This is a genomic window from Pseudomonas sp. MDV22-iso1, assembly GCF_058145095.1.
Map to the genome: position 1 here is coordinate 148,644 of NZ_JBYVMF010000016.1, position 20,416 is coordinate 169,059.

At 58.5% G+C, this 20,416-nt stretch carries 23 protein-coding genes and 1 pseudogene; 13 read left to right on the forward strand and 11 right to left on the reverse strand.

From position 1 onward, the window contains the following. Positions 1 to 248 precede the first annotated feature (248 nt). Both folD and pbpG read left to right on the forward strand, forming a co-directional pair. Positions 249 to 1,103, forward strand: a complete 855-nt coding sequence (folD, locus tag AC3ZVB_RS18945) for a bifunctional methylenetetrahydrofolate dehydrogenase/methenyltetrahydrofolate cyclohydrolase FolD (RefSeq protein WP_162440170.1) — start codon at positions 249 to 251, stop codon at positions 1,101 to 1,103. A gap of 236 nt (positions 1,104 to 1,339) precedes the next feature. Continuing rightward, a complete protein-coding gene (gene pbpG / locus AC3ZVB_RS18950; RefSeq protein WP_490147402.1) occupies positions 1,340 to 2,278 on the forward strand; it encodes a D-alanyl-D-alanine endopeptidase in 939 nt (312 codons plus the stop codon). A gap of 277 nt (positions 2,279 to 2,555) precedes the next feature. On the opposite strand, the gene AC3ZVB_RS18955 is transcribed toward pbpG, so the two are convergent. The 3 genes and pseudogenes from AC3ZVB_RS18955 to AC3ZVB_RS18965 form a co-directional block, all read right to left on the reverse strand. Then, positions 2,556 to 2,762, reverse strand: coding sequence for a hypothetical protein (locus tag AC3ZVB_RS18955; RefSeq protein WP_162440168.1), 207 nt, complete (start codon positions 2,760 to 2,762; stop codon positions 2,556 to 2,558). Positions 2,763 to 2,779: 17 nt separating this feature from the next. Beyond that, positions 2,780 to 2,986: a DUF6021 family protein gene (locus AC3ZVB_RS18960; protein WP_162440167.1), complete on the reverse strand. Its 207-nt coding sequence runs from the start codon at positions 2,984 to 2,986 to the stop codon at positions 2,780 to 2,782. Between the two features lie 92 nt (positions 2,987 to 3,078). Beyond that, positions 3,079 to 3,806: pseudogene (locus tag AC3ZVB_RS18965) on the reverse strand (peptidase C39 family protein). 143 nt (positions 3,807 to 3,949) lie between these two features. Between AC3ZVB_RS18965 and AC3ZVB_RS18970 the strand changes: the two are divergent. Continuing rightward, positions 3,950 to 4,132 (forward strand): hypothetical protein, encoded by a 183-nt coding sequence (locus tag AC3ZVB_RS18970; RefSeq protein WP_162440165.1) that lies wholly within the window; start codon positions 3,950 to 3,952, stop codon positions 4,130 to 4,132. A gap of 79 nt (positions 4,133 to 4,211) precedes the next feature. On the opposite strand, the gene AC3ZVB_RS18975 is transcribed toward AC3ZVB_RS18970, so the two are convergent. Continuing rightward, a complete protein-coding gene (locus tag AC3ZVB_RS18975; protein WP_490147403.1) occupies positions 4,212 to 4,961 on the reverse strand; it encodes a TerC family protein in 750 nt (249 codons plus the stop codon). Positions 4,962 to 4,989: 28 nt separating this feature from the next. Further along, complete coding sequence (locus tag AC3ZVB_RS18980) at positions 4,990 to 5,232, reverse strand: hypothetical protein (protein WP_162440163.1); 243 nt, start codon at positions 5,230 to 5,232, stop codon at positions 4,990 to 4,992. 135 nt (positions 5,233 to 5,367) lie between these two features. Here AC3ZVB_RS18980 and nhaR point away from each other — a divergent pair, with 135 nt between their 5' ends. Further along, positions 5,368 to 6,267, forward strand: a complete 900-nt coding sequence (gene nhaR, locus AC3ZVB_RS18985; protein ID WP_490147404.1) for a transcriptional activator NhaR — start codon at positions 5,368 to 5,370, stop codon at positions 6,265 to 6,267. A 4-nt stretch (positions 6,268 to 6,271) separates the two neighbouring features. Here nhaR and AC3ZVB_RS18990 read toward each other — a convergent pair whose 3' ends face one another. Further along, positions 6,272 to 7,426, reverse strand: coding sequence for an MFS transporter (locus AC3ZVB_RS18990; RefSeq protein ID WP_162440161.1), 1,155 nt, complete (start codon positions 7,424 to 7,426; stop codon positions 6,272 to 6,274). Positions 7,427 to 7,762: 336 nt separating this feature from the next. On the opposite strand from AC3ZVB_RS18990, the gene sstT reads away from it, so the two are divergent. Next, positions 7,763 to 8,995 carry a serine/threonine transporter SstT gene (sstT, locus tag AC3ZVB_RS18995; protein ID WP_162440160.1) on the forward strand — a complete coding sequence of 411 codons (1,233 nt, stop codon included), beginning with the start codon at positions 7,763 to 7,765 and terminating at the stop codon, positions 8,993 to 8,995. Between the two features lie 81 nt (positions 8,996 to 9,076). Here sstT and AC3ZVB_RS19000 read toward each other — a convergent pair whose 3' ends face one another. Then, positions 9,077 to 9,586, reverse strand: coding sequence for a DUF1993 domain-containing protein (locus AC3ZVB_RS19000; protein ID WP_162440159.1), 510 nt, complete (start codon positions 9,584 to 9,586; stop codon positions 9,077 to 9,079). Positions 9,587 to 9,761: 175 nt separating this feature from the next. On the opposite strand from AC3ZVB_RS19000, the gene AC3ZVB_RS19005 reads away from it, so the two are divergent. Then, on the forward strand, positions 9,762 to 10,955 hold the full coding sequence (locus AC3ZVB_RS19005) for a GAF domain-containing sensor histidine kinase (protein ID WP_490147405.1): 1,194 nt from the start codon (positions 9,762 to 9,764) through the stop codon (positions 10,953 to 10,955). 43 nt (positions 10,956 to 10,998) lie between these two features. Then, positions 10,999 to 11,646 (forward strand): YceH family protein, encoded by a 648-nt coding sequence (locus AC3ZVB_RS19010; protein WP_194692434.1) that lies wholly within the window; start codon positions 10,999 to 11,001, stop codon positions 11,644 to 11,646. Positions 11,647 to 11,694: 48 nt separating this feature from the next. Here the strand turns inward: AC3ZVB_RS19010 and AC3ZVB_RS19015 are convergent, their stop codons facing one another. Further along, the gene (locus tag AC3ZVB_RS19015) at positions 11,695 to 12,513 is read right to left on the reverse strand and encodes a shikimate 5-dehydrogenase (protein ID WP_490147406.1); all 819 of its coding nucleotides are present in this window, start codon (positions 12,511 to 12,513) and stop codon (positions 11,695 to 11,697) included. Positions 12,514 to 12,757: 244 nt separating this feature from the next. Here AC3ZVB_RS19015 and AC3ZVB_RS19020 point away from each other — a divergent pair, with 244 nt between their 5' ends. The 3 genes from AC3ZVB_RS19020 to AC3ZVB_RS19030 all read left to right on the forward strand — a co-directional run bounded on the left by AC3ZVB_RS19020 (position 12,758) and on the right by AC3ZVB_RS19030 (position 13,880). Further along, positions 12,758 to 13,138, forward strand: coding sequence for a hypothetical protein (locus AC3ZVB_RS19020; RefSeq protein WP_194692436.1), 381 nt, complete (start codon positions 12,758 to 12,760; stop codon positions 13,136 to 13,138). Between the two features lie 265 nt (positions 13,139 to 13,403). Further along, positions 13,404 to 13,598 carry a hypothetical protein gene (locus tag AC3ZVB_RS19025; RefSeq protein ID WP_054053875.1) on the forward strand — a complete coding sequence of 65 codons (195 nt, stop codon included), beginning with the start codon at positions 13,404 to 13,406 and terminating at the stop codon, positions 13,596 to 13,598. Between the two features lie 99 nt (positions 13,599 to 13,697). Next, positions 13,698 to 13,880: a hypothetical protein gene (locus AC3ZVB_RS19030; RefSeq protein WP_162440154.1), complete on the forward strand. Its 183-nt coding sequence runs from the start codon at positions 13,698 to 13,700 to the stop codon at positions 13,878 to 13,880. Here the strand turns inward: AC3ZVB_RS19030 and AC3ZVB_RS19035 are convergent. Beyond that, a complete protein-coding gene (locus AC3ZVB_RS19035) occupies positions 13,877 to 14,938 on the reverse strand; it encodes an AI-2E family transporter (protein ID WP_194692437.1) in 1,062 nt (353 codons plus the stop codon). The genes AC3ZVB_RS19030 and AC3ZVB_RS19035 overlap by 4 nt on opposite strands. A gap of 174 nt (positions 14,939 to 15,112) precedes the next feature. Between AC3ZVB_RS19035 and trhP the strand changes: the two genes are divergently transcribed. Then, positions 15,113 to 16,438, forward strand: coding sequence for a prephenate-dependent tRNA uridine(34) hydroxylase TrhP (gene trhP, locus AC3ZVB_RS19040; RefSeq protein WP_490147407.1), 1,326 nt, complete (start codon positions 15,113 to 15,115; stop codon positions 16,436 to 16,438). Positions 16,439 to 16,617: 179 nt separating this feature from the next. Here the strand turns inward: trhP and AC3ZVB_RS19045 are convergent, their stop codons facing one another. Next, positions 16,618 to 17,490 (reverse strand): LysR family transcriptional regulator, encoded by an 873-nt coding sequence (locus AC3ZVB_RS19045; protein WP_194692439.1) that lies wholly within the window; start codon positions 17,488 to 17,490, stop codon positions 16,618 to 16,620. Positions 17,491 to 17,586: 96 nt separating this feature from the next. On the opposite strand from AC3ZVB_RS19045, the gene AC3ZVB_RS19050 reads away from it, so the two are divergent. Continuing rightward, positions 17,587 to 18,480, forward strand: coding sequence for a DMT family transporter (locus AC3ZVB_RS19050; RefSeq protein ID WP_490147408.1), 894 nt, complete (start codon positions 17,587 to 17,589; stop codon positions 18,478 to 18,480). A gap of 206 nt (positions 18,481 to 18,686) precedes the next feature. Here the strand turns inward: AC3ZVB_RS19050 and AC3ZVB_RS19055 are convergent, their stop codons facing one another. Next, complete coding sequence (locus AC3ZVB_RS19055; RefSeq protein ID WP_194692441.1) at positions 18,687 to 18,917, reverse strand: hypothetical protein; 231 nt, start codon at positions 18,915 to 18,917, stop codon at positions 18,687 to 18,689. Between the two features lie 279 nt (positions 18,918 to 19,196). Between AC3ZVB_RS19055 and ampC the strand changes: the two genes are divergently transcribed. Next, positions 19,197 to 20,357, forward strand: a complete 1,161-nt coding sequence (gene ampC, locus AC3ZVB_RS19060) for a class C beta-lactamase (protein ID WP_490147410.1) — start codon at positions 19,197 to 19,199, stop codon at positions 20,355 to 20,357. Positions 20,358 to 20,416: the final 59 nt, after the last annotated feature.

Sequence of the window (20,416 nt, forward strand, 5' to 3'; positions counted from 1 at the left end):
ACAAACTAAGTGCTTTCCAGCCTTGCAGAACCGTAACTCTGCTAGACCTTCTTAACCAGTGCTAGGCTGTGCCCGACAAGTGCGACGAATAGTATAGACCCCCCTAGGGGTCGTCAAATCCTTTTTAAAAAAAATTCATTTAATTAAAGGGGTTAGGGGAATTTGCAGACCAAGCGCCTTTGCCCTCACCTCATGACATGCGAGAATGCGTTCTCTTTTTTTCCCCTCTCGATGGTTAATCACGCGCAATGACTGCACAACTAATCGACGGCAAATCGATCGCCGCCAGCCTGCGCCAGCAGATCGCCAAACGCGTTACCGAGCGTCGCCAGCAAGGCCTGCGCACGCCCGGTCTCGCGGTGATCCTGGTCGGCAGCGATCCTGCCTCTCAGGTTTATGTCTCGCACAAGCGTAAAGACTGTGAAGAGGTCGGCTTCCTTTCCCAAGCCTACGACCTGCCTTCCGAAACCACTCAGGAAGCACTCACCGATCTGATCGATCGACTGAACGAAGACCCGGCAATCGATGGTGTTCTGCTTCAGCTTCCCCTGCCGGAACACCTGGACGCCTCGAAATTGCTCGAGCGCATTCGCCCGGACAAAGACGTTGACGGCTTCCACCCGTACAACGTCGGCCGTCTGGCCCAGCGTATTCCGCTGCTGCGTCCGTGCACACCCAAAGGCATCATGACCTTGCTGGAAAGCACCGGTGTCGACCTGTACGGCATGGATGCAGTCGTTGTCGGAGCTTCCAATATTGTTGGACGCCCGATGGCGATGGAGTTGCTGTTGGCGGGTTGCACCGTCACCGTCACCCACCGCTTCACCAAGGACCTCGCCGGCCATGTCGGCCGTGCCGATCTGGTGGTGGTTGCCGCCGGCAAGCCGGGCCTGGTCAAGGGGGAATGGATCAAGGAAGGCGCGATCGTGATCGACGTCGGCATCAACCGCCAGGACGACGGCAAGCTGGTCGGTGACGTCATCTACGAAACCGCCCTGCCCCGTGCTGGCTGGATCACTCCGGTTCCTGGCGGCGTTGGCCCGATGACCCGAGCCTGCCTGCTGGAAAACACGCTGTATGCGGCGGAAACGCTGCACAGCTGAGTTCACGTAGCGACATGAACGTGAAAAAAGGACCCCGCCAATGGCGGGGTTCTTTTTGCCCGCAGAAAAAAGCCTACCGCTCGCCGGAAACCTGCTGTTTTGTACGGCTTTTCAAGGACTTTCACCCGTTATTTCATCAACCATCGACAGTTCTTCAGCCATACTCCTAAAATGCGTCGGTTTTAAGAAACAGCCCGTTACAAAACGGCTTATCCACCTCTTATGAGTTTGCCAGCGTGAAAATCCGTCTTTCCATCCTGAGCCTATTTTTTGCAGTTACAGGGACTTTCATCACGCCAGCGGTCAACGCCGCAGAAACCACCGCGGCGCCTCGGGACACGTCGCAGCTGAAGATCGCCTCAGGCAGCGCACTGCTGATGGACATGCAGACGAACAAAGTCATCTACGCCAGCAACCCGGACGTGGTGGTACCGATCGCCTCCGTCAGCAAATTGATGACCGGCCTGGTCATTGTTGAAGCCCGGCAGAACATGGATGAGTACATCAACATCAACATCAGCGACACGCCTGAAATGAAAGGCGTCTTCTCCCGGGTCAAGCTCAATAGCGAAATGCCTCGCCGGGAAATGCTGCTGATTGCCTTGATGTCCTCGGAAAACCGCGCTGCCGCCAGCCTCGCCCACCACTACCCGGGCGGCTACGTCGCGTTCATTGCCGCGATGAACGCCAAGGCAAAGGCACTGGGCATGACCAGCACCCACTTCGTCGAACCTACCGGCCTGTCCCCGCGCAACGTCTCCACGGCCCGCGACCTGAGTAAATTGCTGGTAGCCGCGCACAAGTACCCGCTGCTCACTGAACTGAGCACCACCAAGGAAAAAACCGTTTCGTTTCGCAAGCCCAACTACAGCTTGGGTTTCCGCAACACCGATCACCTGGTCAATAAACCGAACTGGGACATTCGCTTGACCAAGACGGGTTTCACCAATCAGGCCGGCCACTGCCTGGTGCTCGTGACGACTATGGGAAATCGCCAGGTGGCGCTGGTCATCCTTGATGCTTTCGGCAAGTACACACACTTTGCCGATGCCAGTCGTATTCGCAGCTGGGTTGAAACCGGCAAGGGCGCGAACGTACCGTCGGTGGCACTTCAATACAAATCAGAGAAGAACCTCAAGAACCGCCAGAGCGGCGTGGTCGAAGCGTCGAAGTAAGCCGCCTCCAACCAAAAGAAAGCCCCGATTCTTCGGTAATGATGTTCACTTAAGTGATGGACATACATTCGTGGCGAGGGGATTTATCCCCGTCCGGCTGCGAAGCAGCCGTAAAACCCGCCTACGCGGTATACCTGATACACCTCAAATTGCGGCTTTTGGGGCTGCTTCGCAGCCCTACGGGGATAAATCCCCTCGCCACAATATTCTGATCGCCTGAAACTTTTCTTAAGTAAACAGCATTACGATTCTTCGGGGCTTTTTTCATCCTGCTGAGTCAGTCGTTGGGCAACGGCATCTGATCGTCATCGGGAATGCCGTCTCCGGCACTGGGATCTTTGGTGTGCTCGGTTGGCACCACCACCGGCCTCGCCATGGGGTCCCTCATAGGGCTGTCCGGGTCCATGACCGGGTCGATCTCATCAGCGGGCGTGGTTGGAACACTGTCCGGGCGTTTGTCGTTGAAACTCGAATCGGTAGACATAGGCACCTCACGAGACATCAGGGTTTGAGATCAGCAAGCGGGTCGTAGGGCTTCGCCGGAGCCTTGTCATCGTCACCCGGCTTCACATCCCGGGGGGCTTTGGCGGGCCCGATGGGATCCACCTGAGGGTCAGCGACGTCAGGCGAATCGGGGTCGAAACCCAGCTCATCGCCGGATGAGTGTTCCGACGAATGCGGGCCTGCGGGAGTATTGGACTGTGCCATGGGGCGCCTCCTTGGTCTGGCCCGGAACATCCGGGCCTTATCCTTTAAGAGGTCGACGACGCGCGTCGGTGCCCGGCAGATGACGAACGGACTTATTGTGCGCCAAGCGCCTTGGTTGCACGGGCAGCGGCTTGTTCCTGACCCGCCTGAGCCAGCTCGTTAGCGGCTTTCAACCAGCGAGATTGATCGACATTGGCTGGAATCTGGTTTGGCTTCTGAATCAACACCGCCCAGCCACCCGCGTCCTTGAACGACGACTCGAATGAGCTGAAGCTCATTAGTGCTCGGCGATTCATCCCCGCACGCAGCAGCACGGTCTGCTTCTGAGTGTTGTAGCCGGCGAGGATGGCGTAGCGCGGTTCAGCCCAGAAAGCCGAGCCTTCGGTGAACCGCACCACGACCGGGTACCCCGCCGCCACTTGCGCCAGCAACGCCGGTAGATTGCTGTCCAGCGGATAGACAACCATGCCGTATTCCCGGGCAAGGTTCAGCATGTTCTGCTGCAACCGGGCCTCGTCCCCCGGCAAGTGCAGCGGCTTCTCGAGCAAGCCCGGTGTGATGACCACACCCTGTTGCGACAGCAGGCTGGCCAGCACCTGAGGGCCACTTTGATTGTCCTGCCCACGATAGAACGTACCGCTGAGTTCGACCCGCTCCGGCAGACGCTTGATCTCGGGCGAAACGCTCCCCGCACAACCCGCCAGGCCAGCAACAACGCCTGCCAGCAGCACCGTAGAAACAATTCGAGAAAATACCCGCACCATCATCACTTACTGTTCAGACGCCGGGCCATCGCGTTCCCGGCTTGGCCGTCGATCATAGGACGCGGCGCGGCAGCGGTATAGCCTTATAGGTCAGACGTGCGCATTCGATAGAGCGAACTGGTTGGTGACAGGCGACCTTTGGTCAATAGCCTGAAACATGGCAGCGACTAGACTGTCACTTGGAAAGAGTGTGTGCCCGATGCAGGGCAAAGAGGAGGCACTGATGAGCCTGGCAATGACCATAGTAATGCTGATTTCGGGCTGGCTGGCTGTCGCCGCTGCCATGTTGTGGGGTGTGCTGCGTATTGCTCGCCGGCACCATCATCCACCTGTTCAATCGGCACCCGCACCAAAAAACGCAAAGGTCGCGACCGCTCACTGACCGTCGCGTTTAAACCGTTCAAACGAAAACGGCCGCCTGCGCTCTTTCGAGTACAGGCGGCCGTTTTGTTTAACGCGGCTTAAGCTTGAGCGGCGATACGCTTCTGCCTGGCCTTGCGCGACATCATGTTCAAGCATTCGATCGTTGCCGAGAACGCCATGGCTGCATACACGTAGCCTTTCGGTACATGGGCGCCAAAACCTTCGGCGATCAGCGTCATGCCAATCATGATCAGGAAGCCCAGCGCCAACATCACCACCGTCGGGTTGTCGTTGATGAACTTGGCCAATGGATCAGCGGCCAGCAACATCACCAACACCGACACCACCACCGCGATGATCATGATCGGCAAATGCTCGGTCATGCCGACGGCGGTAATGATGCTGTCGATGGAAAACACCATGTCCAGCATCAGGATCTGACCGATCGCGGCGGCAAAGCCCAGGGTCACAGTCGAGGTGGCGGACTTCGGATCTTCAGGCGCAGGGTCCATGCTGTGATGGATCTCGGTGGTCGCCTTCCACAACAGGAACAGACCACCGGCGATCAGAATCATGTCCTTCCAGGAGAACGCGTGACCGAGAATCTCGATCACCGGCGCCGTCAACTGGACGATGAACGCGATGGTGCTCAGCAGCGCCAGACGCAGAATCAACGCCATGCCGATACCAATGCGCCGCGCTTTCTGCCGGTGTTCCATTGGCAGCTTGTTGGTCAGGATCGAAATAAAGATCAGGTTATCGATGCCGAGCACGATTTCCATCACCACCAACGTGGCCAAGGCGACCCAGGCGGTGGGGCTTGCAGCAAGTTCTAAAAGGTATTCCATGGGTCAGTCCTGACTCGTTTAAGGCGGTTTAGATTTCCTGGGACGAAGATTCTTTTTTCTCGTTATCTTCGTCCGATGGTTCTTTCTGGCTGATCAACCCGCCCGTGGCGTCGCTGATCGCCTGTTCGGCAGCTTTGTGAGTATCGTCGATAGCCTGCTTGGCCGTTTCGGCAGCCTTGCCCATCAGTTGCTGAGCGCTTTTCTCAGCCTGATCGCAGCCGGCCAATAGCAGTAAAGACGCGATCAACACTGCTGTGGTTTTAAGCTTCATGTCGCATTCCTCGATAGAACAAACAGAGCCAATACAGTGGCCCGTTGATAGCGACGCATTCTAGGGAGACAAACACTTCAGTAAAATTCGTATTTTTAGCGGTTATACTTCGGTTTTTACGAACTGTAGAACGACATGCTCAACTACCGTCAGCTGCACTACTTCTGGGTCGTTGCCAAAACCGGCAGCATCGTACGTGCCTGCGAGCAATTGAATCTGACGCCGCAAACCATCAGCGGGCAGATCTCCTTGCTTGAACAAACCTATGGCATTGAATTGTTTCGGCGAGTAGGTCGACAGCTGGAACTCACCGAAGCCGGGCGGCAGACCCTCACCTACGCCGAGCAAATGTTTCAGTTGGGGGGAGAGCTGGAGTTGATGCTGCGGGCGCAACCCAATGAGCAGCAGATTCTGTTTCGGGTGGGCGTCGCGGACGTGGTGCCCAAATCCATCGTCTATCGCCTGATCGCGCCCACCATGGAATTGAGCGAGCCGCTGCGCATCACCTGTCGCGAGGACAAGCTCGAACGCCTGCTGGCCGACCTGGCGATCCAGCGCCTGGACCTGGTGATTTCCGACAGCCCGATGCCCTCTCATCTCGACATCAAAGGCTACAGCCAGAAACTCGGCGAATGCGGTATCAGCTTTTTCGCCACCGCCACCCTGGCCGCGCACTATGGCCAGGATTTTCCTCGCAGCCTCAACGGTGCGCCGTTGCTGATTCCCGGGCCGGAAACCGTCGTTCGCAGTCGCTTGCAACGCTGGTTCGCCGAGCAGCAGATCCAGCCGCGCATCGTTGGCGAGTTCGATGACAGCGCCCTGATGCAAGCGTTTGGCCAGTCCGGCAGCGGGATTTTCATCGGGCCAAGCGTGATCGCCGATGAAGTGAAACGCCAATATGGCGTGGAGCTGATTGGCCAGACCGACGCCGTGACCGAGTCGTTCTACGCCATTTCAGTAGAGCGTAAGGTCAAGCACCCCGGCATCGTTGCGATTACCGAAGGTGCCCGACGCGAGCTGTTTACGGCGGTGTAGACACTCAGGCGCAGAGTTCACGCGGTTTGAAGGTCATCAAGGCGATCGACAGCAAAATCGACGCCAGGATAAACGCCGCTGCCGCAAAACCGAGGCCTTGCAAACCGACGCTGTCGATCACCCGCCCGCCGACCATAGCCCCCAGGCCGATGCCAAGGTTGGCGCCGGCAATGTTCAGCGAGGCGGCAAAGGCTGGCGCCTCCGGGGCGGCTTTCATCAGCCGTACATGGCTGACCAGGAACAACGCAGCCTGCGTCACGCCCCAGATGCCCATCGCGGCTGCCAGTCCAACCGGCGAATGAATGTTCGGCACCAACGCCACCATGCCGGCGATCATGAACGCGCAGAACATCATCGAAGCAATCAGTGGGTGACGGTCCACCGCTCGGCCCCCCAGCGAGTTGCCAATCAGCCCTACGGCGCCAAAGCCCATCAGGCACCAGCCAACCACGGTGCCGTTGAAACCGGCCAGTCGTTCGAGGATGTCCGCCAGATAGGTATAAGCGGTGAACATGCCGCTGAACACCAGGACCGACAGCACCACGTGGCCGATCATCAACGGGCTGCGCAGGATCTTGAACTGCGAACGGAAACTCACCTGATGCTGATGCAAATCGGTTTGAGGCAGGTAGATAAACAGCAGCAGCGCCTTGGCAAACGCAATCACCGCCAAAATACCGAAGGCACTGCGCCAGCCAAACGCATCGGAAATCAACGTACCGACCGGAATGCCGAACACGGTGGCGCAGACGATGCCGAAACCGATCTTGGCAATGGCCCGTCCGGCGTAATCCGGCCCGACAATGTCCACCGCCGTCTCACTGGCCAACGCCCAGAACACCGGCAGCCCGAGCGCCGGAATCAGCCGCGCAACGGCCATCACCCAAATGTTCGGCGCGAAGGCGGCCAGCGTGTTGGCGAGACCGAACATGATCAGCACCGAAATAAACAACTTGCGGCGCTCGAACCGGGCGAAGTACGCCGTGAGGAACGGCCCGAATGCGGCGACGGTGAAGGCGAACAGCGTCACCAGCAACCCCGCTTGCGGGATGCTGACCTCCAGATCACGGGCGATGGCCGGCAACAGGCCGACGATGACGAATTCCGTGGTCAGCACCGTGAAACCGGCGGCCGACAACAGAAGGATGGGCAACAGCATGCAGAACTCCAGAAAACGACGACACCAGCGATAGCCCGAGGGCCCACTGGCAGAACATGAAAATGAGGATGCGCAATCTTAACAGAGTGTTTCCAGACGCGGTTGCACAAACCTGCCTATTGCGTTGAATGCCCCGGCGGCAGTTCGTCACAGGTCTGAAAGATACGGCCTACGCTGTGATAAAGTCCGCGCCCTGAAAAACGTATGCCCTGTGTTCATCGACCGTCATTAGCGTCGATGTCGCGACACTTTTCGGTTTCCTGCCTGTGGCCTGCCTGATTGTTGCCACAGGAATGGCGAAGCCTCGCACTTATAAAAAATCAGAGATGCCGTTTTATGACTGCTTCATCCCTTTCTCTATTGCAACGCCTGACACGCTTGAGCCTGGTTACGCAAATCGTGATCGGCCTGCTTGCCGGTATCGCCCTGGCCCTGCTTGCACCTGACGTGGCGAAGTCCACGGCGTTCATCGGCAAAGTGTTCGTCTCCGCGCTAAAAGCCGTCGCACCGATTCTGGTGTTTGTGCTGGTGATGGCATCGATTGCCAACCACAAGCACGGCCAGGAAACCCATATCCGGCCGATTCTGTTTTTGTACCTGCTGGGCACCTTCGCCGCCGCTGTGGTCGCGGTCGTCGCCAGCATGATGTTTCCATCGAACCTGGTGCTGTCGACCCAGGACGTTGCGGTGACCGCGCCGGGCGGCATTGGTGAAGTCCTGCAAAGCCTGCTGCTGAGCGTGGTCGACAACCCGGTCAGCGCCCTGATGAACGCCAACTTCATCGGCATCCTGGCCTGGGCAATCGGCATGGGCATTGCCATTCGCCATGCCGGCGACACCACCCGTGAAGTGCTGGGCGACCTTTCCAACGGCGTGACCGTGATTGTGCGCCTGGTGATCCGCTTTGCGCCCTTGGGCATCTTCGGCCTGGTGGCCTCGACCCTGGCCACCTCCGGTTTCGGCGCCCTGATCGGCTACGCGCATCTGCTGGCCGTGTTGCTGGGCTGCATGCTCTTCGTGGCACTGGTGATGAACCCGCTCATCGTGTTCTGGAAGCTGCGGCGCAACCCGTATCCACTGGTGCTGACGTGCCTGCGCGAGAGCGGCATCACGGCCTTCTTCACCCGCAGCTCGGCGGCGAACATTCCGGTCAACCTGGAATTGAGCAAACGCCTGGGCCTGCACGAAGACACTTACTCGGTCTCGATCCCGCTGGGTGCGACCATCAACATGGCCGGCGCGGCGATCACCATTACCGTGCTGACGCTGGCTGCCGTGCATACGCTGGGTATCGCCGTGGATATCCCGACGGCCATCCTGCTGAGCGTCGTTGCAGCGATCTGCGCGTGCGGCGCCTCGGGCGTGGCCGGCGGCTCGTTGCTGCTGATCCCACTGGCGTGCAGCCTGTTCGGTATCCCGAGCGAAATCGCCATGCAAGTGGTCGCGGTCGGCTTCATCATCGGCGTGTTGCAGGATTCGGCAGAGACGGCGCTGAATTCGTCGACCGATGTGCTGTTCACCGCGGCGGCTTGCCTGGGCGAAGAAGAGAAAGCCCAACGAATGGCGTAAACACGAGCCGGGCTCCCACAGAAAAACAAAAAAAGCCCGCCAAGGCTTACACCTTGGCGGGCTTTTTTGTCGCTGGGCGGTTTAGAACGCGCCCATGTAATCACGCTTGCCCACTTCCACACCGTTGTGACGCAGCAAGGCGTAGGTGGTGGTGACGTGGAAGAAGAACTGCGGCAGGCCGTAGCTCAGCAGGTAAGCCTGACCACTGAAGCGCTTCTCTTTTGGCGTGCCAGGACGGGTAACGATCTCGATGCCTTCCTTGCCATTGATCTGCTCCGGCTTGATCTCGCCGATGTAGGCCAGGACCTTGGTGATCAGCGCTTGCAGCTCGGCGAAGGTGGTTTCGGTGTCTTCGTACTTCGGCACTTCAACTTCAGCCAGACGCGAGGAAACGCCCTTGGCGAAATCAACGGCGATCTGCACCTGGCGTACCAACGGGAACATGTCCGGGTACAGGCGAGCCTGCAGGAAGGCATTTGGATCAATGTTCTTGGCAGTAGCGTGGGCTTCAGCCTTGTTCAGCACATCGCTCAGGGCGTTGAGCATTTGCTTGAAAACAGGAACGGAAGCGTCATACAGGGAAATGGTCATGGCAGTCTCATGGGGTGACAGTAGGAAAAACGTGGAGGCGATTATAGCCTTGGAAACGGATGGCACGTTGGTGTCGATGCGCTGCAATCAGTTACCGATGAACACGCCAGTCCATTCGCCACAGTGAGGAATTAGGGATAATCTCTGATCAAATTCCTTTCCGTCCCATGGCCAAATGACCCAAGCAGATTTCACTCCAGACGTTGAAGCCATCCGCAGCATCGATGCGGTGCCGGTGATTCTGAGCATGGTCAAGCACCTCACCGGGATGCGCTTCGCTGCCGTGGCACGAGTGACCGAGCAAAAGTGGGTCGCCTGCGCGGTCGATGACTCCATTGATTTCGGGCTCAAACCCGGCGGAGAACTGGTCCTGGAGTCGACCATCTGCCACGAGATCCGCCAGCACCGCACGCCGGTGATTTTCGGGCATGCCAGCCATCATCCGATTTTCTCGCAGCATCACACCCCCAGGACTTATGGCCTGGAGAGTTACATCTCGATTCCCATCGTCAAGGCCAATGGCGACTTCTTCGGCACCCTGTGTGCCATCGACTCGGTACCGGCGAACCTTGACGAGCCTGCCATCGTCAAGACCCTCACCCTCTTCGCGCAACTGATTGCGATGAGTCTCGACAGTCAAAGCCACCTTGAAATCACGAAAGAGGCCTTGGTCGTGGCCAATGAACATGGCCGGCTGCGCGAGCAGTTCGTCGCGGTGCTCGGGCATGACCTGCGAACGCCGTTGAGCGCCATTCGCATGAGCGCCGATCTGCTGGACACCAAGACCGAGGACAAACGCTCCCTGAGCCTTATTTCAGCCATCCGCACCAGCTCGATACGCATGGGTGTGCTGATCGAAAACGTCCTGGATTTCGCCCGAGGGCGCATGGGTGGCGGGATCCCGGTCAAGCGCCAGATGGTCGATGACTTGCGTCATACGCTCAAGCAGACCCTGGACGAAGTTCAGGCATCGCACCCAAAGGCGCAGTTGATTCACTCGCTGGATGTACCAAGCGGTGTCCATTGCGATGCGCTGCGCATCAGCCAGTTGTTGTCGAACCTTCTCGGAAACGCCGTCACTCACGGCTCGACCGCAGCGCCCATCAGCGTGCAGGCCTTTGCCGAGGGGGATGAGGTTGTGATCACCGTGACCAATCAGGGCTCACCGATCCCACCCGCCTTGATGCCTTTGCTGTTCGAGCCCTTTACCCGCTCGGAAGCCGGGCAACGGGGCGAAGGCCTGGGGTTGGGGCTTTACATCGCCTCGCAAATTGCCACCGCACACAACGGAACGTTGAGCGTCACCTCGACGCTGGAATCGGGAACCTGCTTTAGCGCAAGATTCCCGGCTCGATTCAAATGGGTATGAGTTGAGGTTTGCCAGACCCGACTGCCAATTAGGGATAGAAAAAATGAGCACCGAGCAAGAAACCACCTTCGACGAGCCACGGCTCAACAGCACGGAAATCCGCATCCTTGGCTCGCTGATCGAAAAGCAGGCCACCAGCCCGGAAACCTACCCGCTGACCCTCAATGCACTGGTGATTGCCTGCAATCAGAAAACCAGCCGTGAACCGGTGATGAACCTCACCCAGGGTCAGGTCGGTCAAAGTCTGCGTGCCCTTGAAGGACGCGGGTTCACCAAACTGGTAATGGGCAGCCGCGCCGACCGCTGGGAGCATAAAGTCGACAAGGCCCTGGAGTTGGTGCCGGCGCAGGTCATCCTGGCGGGATTGTTATTCCTGCGCGGTCCGCAAACGGTCAATGAACTGCTGACCCGCAGCGGCCGCATGCATGACTTCGAAGATGCAGAACAGGTGGTGCATCAACTGGAGCGCCTGATTGCTCGCGGTCTTGCACTGTTGATCCCGCGTCAGGCGGGCCAGCGTGAGGACCGTTACATGCACGCCCTGGGTGATCCGGCGGACATCGAGGTGATCCTCGCCGCTCGGCAGAACCCTGCGGAAAGAGGCTCGGGGAGCGGTGTTTCGCTGGAGCGGATCGAAGAGCTGGAAGCGCGGATTGCCGCGCTGGAAGAACGCCTTTCCCGCCTGGAATAAACCCGGGAAATGTGTTTCGCGATGACGCCCTACCCCCGCGCGGAGGCGTCAGCTGCGTGCAAACTCTACGGCCTTGCGAAACTGCTCATCCGACGGGCGCACGCCGGTGTACAACACAAATTGCTCCAGTGCCTGGATGGCGATGACTTCAAGCCCGGTGATCACCCGCTTGCCTTCCGCACGACCTCGCACGATCAGTGGCGTTTCCGAAGGGATCGCCACCACATCGAAAACAGTTTCCGCGCGTTGTATCGCTTCAGCATCAAACGCGAGTTGATCCGCTTCTGATCCGCCAGACATTCCGACAGGGGTGACATTGATCAGCATTTGCGGGCGCAAGTCCGCCAGTTCAGCTCGCCATTCATAGCCCAGTGACTCTGCCAAGGCGCGACCGGTGCGTTCATTGCGCGCGACGATCTGGCCGTTTTTGTACCCGCCATCGCGCAAGGCACTTGCCACAGCTTTAGCCATGCCACCGCTGCCGCGCAGGGCAAACGTCGATTCCTTGGGGACTTGATGGGTTTCCAGCAATTGGGCAATCGCAATGTAGTCGGTGTTGTAAGCCTTCAAATGGCCATTCGTGTTGACGATGGTGTTGATCGACTGGATGGCCGCAGCGGAAGGGTCCAGCTCATCAACCAGGGCAATACATGCCTCCTTGAACGGCATCGAAACGCCACAACCGCGTATGCCCAAGGCACGAATGCCACCCACTGCGCCCGGCAAGTCCTGGCTGCTGAACGCCTTGTAGTAGTAATTCAGCCCCAACTGCTCGTAAAGGTGGTTGTGAAAGCGCAGGCCAAAGTTCCCGGGGCGCGCGGAAAGCGACATGCACAATTGGGTATCGCGGTTGGGGTTCATCTGCATGAAACTTCTCCTTCAAATGCACTTTCAGATGGACGGGATTAGCCAGTCCATCGTGTTCTGTTCGATCATAAAGGCCTGTGTTCACTGGGGAACGCGACCGTAAGGAAGCCGGTACAGACCTTACACAAAATTTACCTTGAGGCCGTGCTGAATTTCGAAAAAGCGCTGTCTTAGAAGTATCCCCGCGACAATCCTTGGGTCTATTGCAGACACAAGCGCCGGGTCGAAGAACCGAGGAATTATCATGATCCGTAAACTCCCCACAGTTGCCTTGCTGATTGGCGCCCTCGCTATCGCAGGACAGGCTCAAGCCCATGGCGGTGGCGGTAACCACTGGCAAGGCCCAGCGGTGTTTGGCGCGATTGTCGGCTCGGCCATTGTCGGTTCGGCCCTGATTAACGCCAACCGGCCGGTGTATGTACAACAACCGGTCTATGCGCAACCGCAGCCCGTGTATGTTCAACAACCGCCGCCACCGGTCTACTACCAGCCGGCACCGGTCTATGTGCAACAACCGGTTTATTATCAACCGGCGCCTGTGTATTACGGACCACCCCGCGGCTACTACGGTCCTCCCCGTTATTACGGCCCGCCTCGCGGCTACTACGGTGGCCGGCACTACTGACAGCGTTGCAGCCACTCACCGCTATAGGCCATCAATCAGGCCCCGCCTCATCAGCGGGGCCTTTTTTGTGCCCGCGCATCGGTACAGTGTCTGGATAACTTCCATCAAGGTCGCTGTCGGGACAGTCTCGATGCCCAAAAAAGGCAAGATTAAGCTGAACAGCCTTACCTCGCCTTGGGGAAAACGGTCATATTTATGTCATGACGGGTCCGCACAGTTGGCTCTGTCCGCTCCCTAATAGGTCAATAACAACAAGGACGACCTCATGCCCACACAGAACCCGCACCGAAATGTCGGCTTGTGCACTTCCAGCAAGGTGTACAACACGCTCACCGAACTCAAGCACCTGGAAGGCCATCGCAGCGCCAAGTTTCTATCGCTGCTGGCGGAAAACCTGGTGCGCAAGGGCCTGCTCAACGAGCAGGAAGTGGTGCACATGCTGGACCTGGTTGTCGACTGATCCAACACTCACTGGCGTCAATGACCACTATCGAAAGCGTTGATTGTCCGTCTTGACGCCAGATCCGTAAGGTAACTCCATCAAGCGATGGAGGTATGTATGTCCCAGGTCCAGATCATGTCCGTAATCGGTAGCGCCGTTCCCGCCCCTTTGAGAGAGCTGGGATTGCTCGCCTGCTGGTATCTGATGCAGGACGGCGAGCCCATCAGCGGCCCGCTGACCTCGCTGCCAGCGGCAAAAGCGCTGTCGCAACGCATCGACTCGGGTCGACTCAGCGCCTAAGGCAGCTGCACCCGCGGTTTGGTTTCGCTGAAGATCGCCCAGCTCGACATGAAGAGCGCGGCGATCAGCGGTCCGATCACAAAGCCGTTGAGTCCAAACACTGCCATGCCACCCAGGGTTGAAATCAGAATCATGTAATCCGGCATTTTGGTGTCCTTGCCCACCAGAATCGGGCGCAGCACGTTATCCACCAGCCCGATCACGAACACCCCAAACGATGCCAGCACCACACCTTGCCAGATCGCACCGGTCAGCAGGAAGTAAGCCGCCACCGGCCCCCAGACAATCCCCGCCCCCACCGCTGGCAACAGCGACAGAAACGCCATCAGCACGGCCCACAGCAACGCGCTGGGGATATCCAGAAACCAGAAAATGAAACCGCCCAACGCACCTTGCGTGACCGCCACCAGCAGGTTGCCTTTCACGGTTGCGCGCACCACACGATTGAATTTGAGCTGCAAGCGACGCTTCTGGTGTTCCTGCAACGGCACCGCCGCCCGGACCTTGCGCGCCAGCTCGGGACCGTCGCGCAAAAAGAAAAACAGCAGGTACAGCATGATGAAAAAACTGACGATGAACTCAAAGGTCCCCTGGCCGAAACTGAACGCCTGGGACGCCAGGACCTGGCCACCGGTCATGGCGCTCTTGACCAGCTTCTCGCGCAATCCGTTCAACTCGCCCATGCCGAACCGGTCGAGCAAGTGCTGGAAGTACATCGGCAAGCTGTGTTTGAACTGCGCGACATAGGCCGCGATATCCAGCTCGCCGCTTTCCACGCTCTTGTAGAACACGGCTCCCTCTTGAACCAGCAAGGCGCTGATGATGATCACCGGCAAAATAGCGATCACCAGGCACACGCCCAAGGTGCACAGCGATGTGACGTTACGCTGCCAGGCAAACTTCATTTGCAGGCGTCTTTGCAACGGCGCAAAGACGATTCCGAGAATCACCGCCCAGAACACGGCCCCGTAAAAGGGCAGCAAGATCCAGATAAAGGCGGCGGTGACCACAAACAGCAGTATCACCAGTGATTTGTTCTGTAATGTCTTTTCGTTCATGTCCGATCCATGTCAGTCCGCAGGGGGCACGCTCTTGTCGTTAAGAGCGGTCCTGATGCTTAGTCCGCCACGGTTCGCGCGAGTGCCATCCGTCTGTTCATCAAGCATAGATCCAGATCAATAAACCCTCGGCTCAAGCCGCTTACTCTGCGCGGCTTTTGCGACCACCTACCCATGACCCCTTCATCCCCAGAGCTGCTCGCCCCTGCCGGCACCTTGAAAAACATGCGTTATGCCTTCGCCTACGGCGCCGATGCGGTTTATGCCGGACAGCCGCGTTACAGCTTGCGAGTGCGCAATAACGAGTTCGATCACGCCCATCTCGCGGTCGGCATTCGCGAAGCCCAGGGCCTGGGCAAGCGCTTCTATGTCGTGGTGAACATTGCCCCGCACAACGCCAAGCTGAAAACCTTTCTCAAGGACCTCGAACCGATCATTGCCATGGGCCCGGACGCGCTGATCATGTCCGATCCGGGACTGATCATGCTGGTGCGCCGGCACTTCCCGCTGATGCCGATCCACCTGTCGGTGCAGGCCAACACAGTGAACTGGGCGAGCGTGGAGTTCTGGCAACAGCAAGGCCTGAGCCGGATCATCCTGTCGCGGGAACTGTCCCTGGAGGAAATTGCCGAAATCCGCCAGCAAGTGCCGGGCATGGAGCTTGAGGTGTTTGTCCACGGCGCGCTGTGCATGGCTTATTCCGGCCGCTGTTTGCTGTCGGGGTACATGAACAAGCGCGATGCCAATCAGGGCAGTTGCACCAACGCCTGCCGCTGGAAGTATTCGGCCCAGGAAGCCACGCAAAACCAGCTTGGCGACATCGTCCAGAGCTTCCAGCCAGAGCCGACCCTGGGTATCGGCGCGCCGACCGACCGGGTGTTCCTGTTGCAGGAAGCCAATCGCCCAGGCGAACTGATGCCGGCGTTCGAGGATGAACACGGCACCTACATCATGAACGCCAAGGACCTGCGCGCCGTGCAACACGTCGAGCGTTTGACGCAGATGGGCGTGCACTCACTGAAAATCGAAGGTCGTACCAAATCCCACTTCTATTGCGCGCGAACCACTCAGGTGTATCGCCAGGCCATCGACGACGCAGTGGCCGGACGTGATTTCGACCGCAGCCTGATGACCGACCTGGAATCATTGGCCCAGCGCGGTTACACAGAGGGATTCCTGCGCCGTCACGTGCACGACGAATACCAGAACTACCAGAACGGCAGCTCGGTCTCGGAGCGCCAGCAGTTCGTCGGCGAACTGACCGGCGAGCGCCTGGGCCGGTTGGCCGAGGTCAAGGTCAAGAACCGCTTCGGTGTGGGCGATCACATGGAATTGATGACACCCAAGGGCAACTTTCATTTCGATCTGCATCAACTGCAGAACGGTAAAGGCGAAGCTATTGCAGTGGCACCGGGGGATGGGCACACGGTGTACCTGCCGATACCGGAGGCGGTGCAATTGGAGTTTGGGTTATTGATGCGGGATGTCGGCGCAGACTGATTGACCTGATTGACCTGATTTACCTGATTGATCTGATTGATCTGATTTACCTGATACGCCTGATTCAATGTAGGAGCTGTCGAGTGAAACGAGGCTGCGATCTTTTGATCTGGCCTTAAAAACAAAGATCAAAAGATCGCAGCCTCGTTTCACTCGACAGCTCCTACGGTCCTACGGTCCTACGGGTCCTTCTGAAACTCCTCCCGCAACATCCCCACAAAAGCCTCTCGCGCCGGGTGAACGCCGGCGTTTTCATGCCAGTAAAACAGGTTTTCGATCGCCGTCAGTTCAGCAAACTCATACCCCACACAGCCAGCGCCCTTGGCGTATTGATCGAACACCCCTTTGGGCACCAGTGCCACCCCTGCCCCTGCGCTGACACAGCCGACAATGGCACCGTAACTGGCCAGGCTGACAATCGGCAGCGCCTGCCCCTGGCGCAGCAACCAGTGCTCAAGCGCCGCCCGATAAGGACAACCCTGAGGCCACATGAACACCGTCTTGTCGTGCAGATCCGAGATATCACGCACCGGCCCCAGAGACGTCGAGGCAATCAGCAACAGGTCTTCGCGATACATCGGCGTGCGCTTGAGTTGCGCGCGCTCGACATCCACTGCGACGATCGCGCCATCAAGCCGGTGATTGAGCGTGTCATCCAGCAGCTGGCTCCAGGTCCCGGTGGTCAATTCCAGCGCTACGGCGGGATAGCGCTTGTGGAACCGGGCCAGCAAACGTGGCAATCGCCCCGTCGCTGAGGACTCGATGGCCCCTATGCGCAATGGACCGGACGGCTCGGCAGAAGGATCCACCGCACGCTTCGCTTCCACGGTCAGCGCCAGGATTTTCGACGCATACACCAGAAACGTCTGCCCCGCAGGACTGATTCTCAGCCCGCGCCCCTCGCGCAGAAACAGCGCCACCCCCAATTCCGCCTCCAGTGCCTTGATCCGCGCCGTGATGTTCGACGGCACGCAATGCAAAAGCTCGGCCGCCCGGGCGATGCTGCCGACGTCAGCAACGGTTTTGAACATGCGAATCTGCGCCAGCTCCATACATCACCAAAAATGAACATTTCACGCAGTATAAGTCAGTTGTGGAGAGTGATCAGGATTCCGATACTCATTGCATTCCCCCACCGGTCTACGCCCATGAAACCTCCGCGCCCCCTGCAAATCATGCTGTCGATGGCTTTTGTTGTCGCCTGTTGGGCTTACTCCCCCACGGGCATTCACATCGGCTTGCAAGCCTATGACCCGGGCCACCTCGCGTTACTGCGCTTTCTGGTAGCTTCGGCATTCATGGCCCTCGTCGCAGCGTTCAAAGGCATCCGCCTGCCGCGCATCCGCGACGTGCCTCTGTTGTTCGGGCTCGGCTTTTTCGCCGTAAGCCTGCATCACGTCGCGATCAATTTTGGCCAGCAAGGTGTCAGCGCCGGCGCCTCCAGTGTGCTGGCGCAAACCACTCCGCTGTTCAGCACGCTGCTGGCGCGTTTTGTTTTCAAGGACCGGGTGAGTGTGTGGCGCTGGGGGTGTGTTTTCCTGGGATTGATCGGCGTCGTCACGGTGGTGGCCGGCGATCGTGGCTTCGGCAGCATCGACGCCCACGGCTTGTTGATTTTGCTGGCGGCGGTGTCCTGGAGTTTCTACTTTGCGCTGCAAAAGCATCACACCGGACGCTACGACGGCCTGACCCTCGTTTGCTACACCGTGTGGGCGGGGACGGTATTGCTGCTGATTTATCTGCCTGGCCTGGCCGCGCAGGTGGTCAGCGCACCGGTTCATGTGCAGTTGGCAGTGGTGGCGTTGGGCGTCTTTCCAAGCGCACTCGCCTACCTGGCATGGGCGTATGTGCTGGCTCACGTTGATCTGAGCCGGGCGACCATGACGCTGTACCTGGTGCCGCCAACGGCCATGGCGATCGCTTCGTTTGCACTGGGGGAGCGTCCGACGATGATGATTGTTGTAGGCGCAGTAGTGGTGTTGGTCAGTGTGCTGGCATTGAATCTGGAGCGCAGGCCGGTAGCAATTTCCGCCAGTGTCTGATTCCTGTGGGAGCATGGCTTGCCCGCGATGACGGTGGCACAGCCGACAATTGTGTTGCCTGAGTGTCCGCTATCGCCAGCAGGCTGGCTCCCACAATGGATCTCCAGTCCTCATGCGATCAGTGTGTAAGCTAGCCTGCTGGCGATGAACGATGACGCGGTCAACCGGGCGCACACAAAAAACCCGGCACACTGGCCGGGTTCTGTTTATCGCCTGTCATCGGACAGCGGGGTAGGTTCATCCGCAGGCGGCATGTCTTCATCTGCCGTCGGATCCTTCCAGTCTTCGGGTCGATCCGCATCGGCTTCCGCCGGATCCCGCGAAGGGTCCATGCCTGGAGGTGCGTCGTGATCCATCGTCGGCTCGTCGGTGCCGGGGATGGGCTTGGTTGGGTCGGTGTTGGGTGTTCCACCCTGGAACGTTGATTCGTTAGCCATGACGCACCTCATTGATGAGGTCCAGCAAATCTGGGCCGTACTTGTTTGAAACGAACGCGCAGAGGGCGTGCTATCGAGTTGACGAACGGCGGCGGCGCGCAACTTCAAGCAACCACTCCTTGAACGCGGCCATCGAAACAGCGGGCAGTCCAGACGCCAAAACGAATGGCATAATCGAGCCCTCGGCCGCCAGATCGACCCGGATGTGATGGGTCGGCAGGCGCAAACGGCACTCCTGGACAATCGCCCGGAGAGCAGCGATTCATGTTCACCAGACTTATGGAACGTCCCTTCGATATGGCTATAAAGATCAAATCCTGCAGCACGTTCGCACTTCTACTCGTCGCCGGTCACTGCATGGCGGACGAACGTCTGGACAACGCTGTGCAGGCCGCTGTCACGCCGATCATGCAGCAACAGCAGATTCCCGGCATGGCGATCGCAATCACCGTCAACGGCCAGCCCCATTACTTCAATTACGGCCTCGCCTCGAAGGAAACCGGCCAGTCGGTCACTCAGGACACCTTGTTCGAGATCGGCTCAGTCAGCAAGACCTTCACCGCCACCCTCGCCGCTTATGCCAACGCGACCGGCAAATTTTCCCTCTCGGACAAGGCCAGCCAGGTGCTCCCGGCATTGCGAGGCAGCGCATTAGACAACATCACCGTGCTGCAACTGGGCACCTACACCGCCGGTGGCCTGCCGTTGCAATTCCCCGCGGAGTTCGACACGCCGGACACAATGCTCGGCTACTTCATGCAGTGGAAGCCGACCTACGGTGCTGGCACCCACCGCCAGTATTCCAACCCGAGCATCGGGCTGTTCGGCTACCTGGCGGGCCAACGCATGGGAGCGCCGTTTGATGAAGTGATGGAAAAAACCTTACTGCCAAAATTAGGGTTGTCGCACACCTGGCTCAAGGTTCCGCAGGCCGAAATGGGCCTGTACGCCCAAGGTTACGATAAGGAAAACAAACCGGTCAGGGTCAGCCCGGGAGCGCTGGACTCAGAAGCCTACGGCGTGAAAACCAGCGCCACGGACATGCTTCGGTTCGTTGAGGCGAACCTGAAACCGTCGAACCTTGAACAGCCATTGCAAAAGGCCATCGCCACGACTCACACCGGTTACTACACCGTCGGCGGCATGACCCAAGGGCTGGGTTGGGAGCGCTACACCTACCCCATCACGCTGGAAAAACTGCTGGCAGGCAATTCCACGGAAATGGCCATGCAAGCGCACAAGGTCGAATGGTTGACCCCACCTGAGCCTCAACCCGACAACGTGCTGATCAACAAAACCGGCTCCACCGGTGGCTTTGGCACCTACGTGCTTTTCGTGCCATCCAAAGACATCGGCATCGTGATTCTGGCCAACAAAAACTTCCCGATCCCGGAGCGGATCAAAATTGCTCACACGATACTGACTGCTTTGGCCAAATAACCCATCCCCTGTAATTGGATGGACTCGCCCAAGCCGAGGCGTCAATGCGCCACGGTGGC

Coding starts and splice junctions, on each gene's coding strand:
- folD (WP_162440170.1), top strand. CDS start 249: ATGACTGCACAACTAATCGACGGCAAATCGATCGCCGCCAGCCTGCGC.
- AC3ZVB_RS18955 (WP_162440168.1), bottom strand. CDS start 2,762: ATGTCTACCGATTCGAGTTTCAACGACAAACGCCCGGACAGTGTTCCA.
- AC3ZVB_RS18960 (WP_162440167.1), bottom strand. CDS start 2,986: ATGGCACAGTCCAATACTCCCGCAGGCCCGCATTCGTCGGAACACTCA.
- AC3ZVB_RS18970 (WP_162440165.1), top strand. CDS start 3,950: ATGCAGGGCAAAGAGGAGGCACTGATGAGCCTGGCAATGACCATAGTA.
- AC3ZVB_RS18975 (WP_490147403.1), bottom strand. CDS start 4,961: ATGGAATACCTTTTAGAACTTGCTGCAAGCCCCACCGCCTGGGTCGCC.
- AC3ZVB_RS18980 (WP_162440163.1), bottom strand. CDS start 5,232: ATGAAGCTTAAAACCACAGCAGTGTTGATCGCGTCTTTACTGCTATTG.
- nhaR (WP_490147404.1), top strand. CDS start 5,368: ATGCTCAACTACCGTCAGCTGCACTACTTCTGGGTCGTTGCCAAAACC.
- AC3ZVB_RS18990 (WP_162440161.1), bottom strand. CDS start 7,426: ATGCTGTTGCCCATCCTTCTGTTGTCGGCCGCCGGTTTCACGGTGCTG.
- sstT (WP_162440160.1), top strand. CDS start 7,763: ATGACTGCTTCATCCCTTTCTCTATTGCAACGCCTGACACGCTTGAGC.
- AC3ZVB_RS19000 (WP_162440159.1), bottom strand. CDS start 9,586: ATGACCATTTCCCTGTATGACGCTTCCGTTCCTGTTTTCAAGCAAATG.
- AC3ZVB_RS19005 (WP_490147405.1), top strand. CDS start 9,762: ATGACCCAAGCAGATTTCACTCCAGACGTTGAAGCCATCCGCAGCATC.
- AC3ZVB_RS19010 (WP_194692434.1), top strand. CDS start 10,999: ATGAGCACCGAGCAAGAAACCACCTTCGACGAGCCACGGCTCAACAGC.
- AC3ZVB_RS19015 (WP_490147406.1), bottom strand. CDS start 12,513: ATGCAGATGAACCCCAACCGCGATACCCAATTGTGCATGTCGCTTTCC.
- AC3ZVB_RS19020 (WP_194692436.1), top strand. CDS start 12,758: ATGATCCGTAAACTCCCCACAGTTGCCTTGCTGATTGGCGCCCTCGCT.
- AC3ZVB_RS19025 (WP_054053875.1), top strand. CDS start 13,404: ATGCCCACACAGAACCCGCACCGAAATGTCGGCTTGTGCACTTCCAGC.
- AC3ZVB_RS19030 (WP_162440154.1), top strand. CDS start 13,698: ATGTCCCAGGTCCAGATCATGTCCGTAATCGGTAGCGCCGTTCCCGCC.
- AC3ZVB_RS19035 (WP_194692437.1), bottom strand. CDS start 14,938: ATGAACGAAAAGACATTACAGAACAAATCACTGGTGATACTGCTGTTT.
- trhP (WP_490147407.1), top strand. CDS start 15,113: ATGACCCCTTCATCCCCAGAGCTGCTCGCCCCTGCCGGCACCTTGAAA.
- AC3ZVB_RS19045 (WP_194692439.1), bottom strand. CDS start 17,490: ATGGAGCTGGCGCAGATTCGCATGTTCAAAACCGTTGCTGACGTCGGC.
- AC3ZVB_RS19050 (WP_490147408.1), top strand. CDS start 17,587: ATGAAACCTCCGCGCCCCCTGCAAATCATGCTGTCGATGGCTTTTGTT.
- AC3ZVB_RS19055 (WP_194692441.1), bottom strand. CDS start 18,917: ATGGCTAACGAATCAACGTTCCAGGGTGGAACACCCAACACCGACCCA.
- ampC (WP_490147410.1), top strand. CDS start 19,197: ATGGAACGTCCCTTCGATATGGCTATAAAGATCAAATCCTGCAGCACG.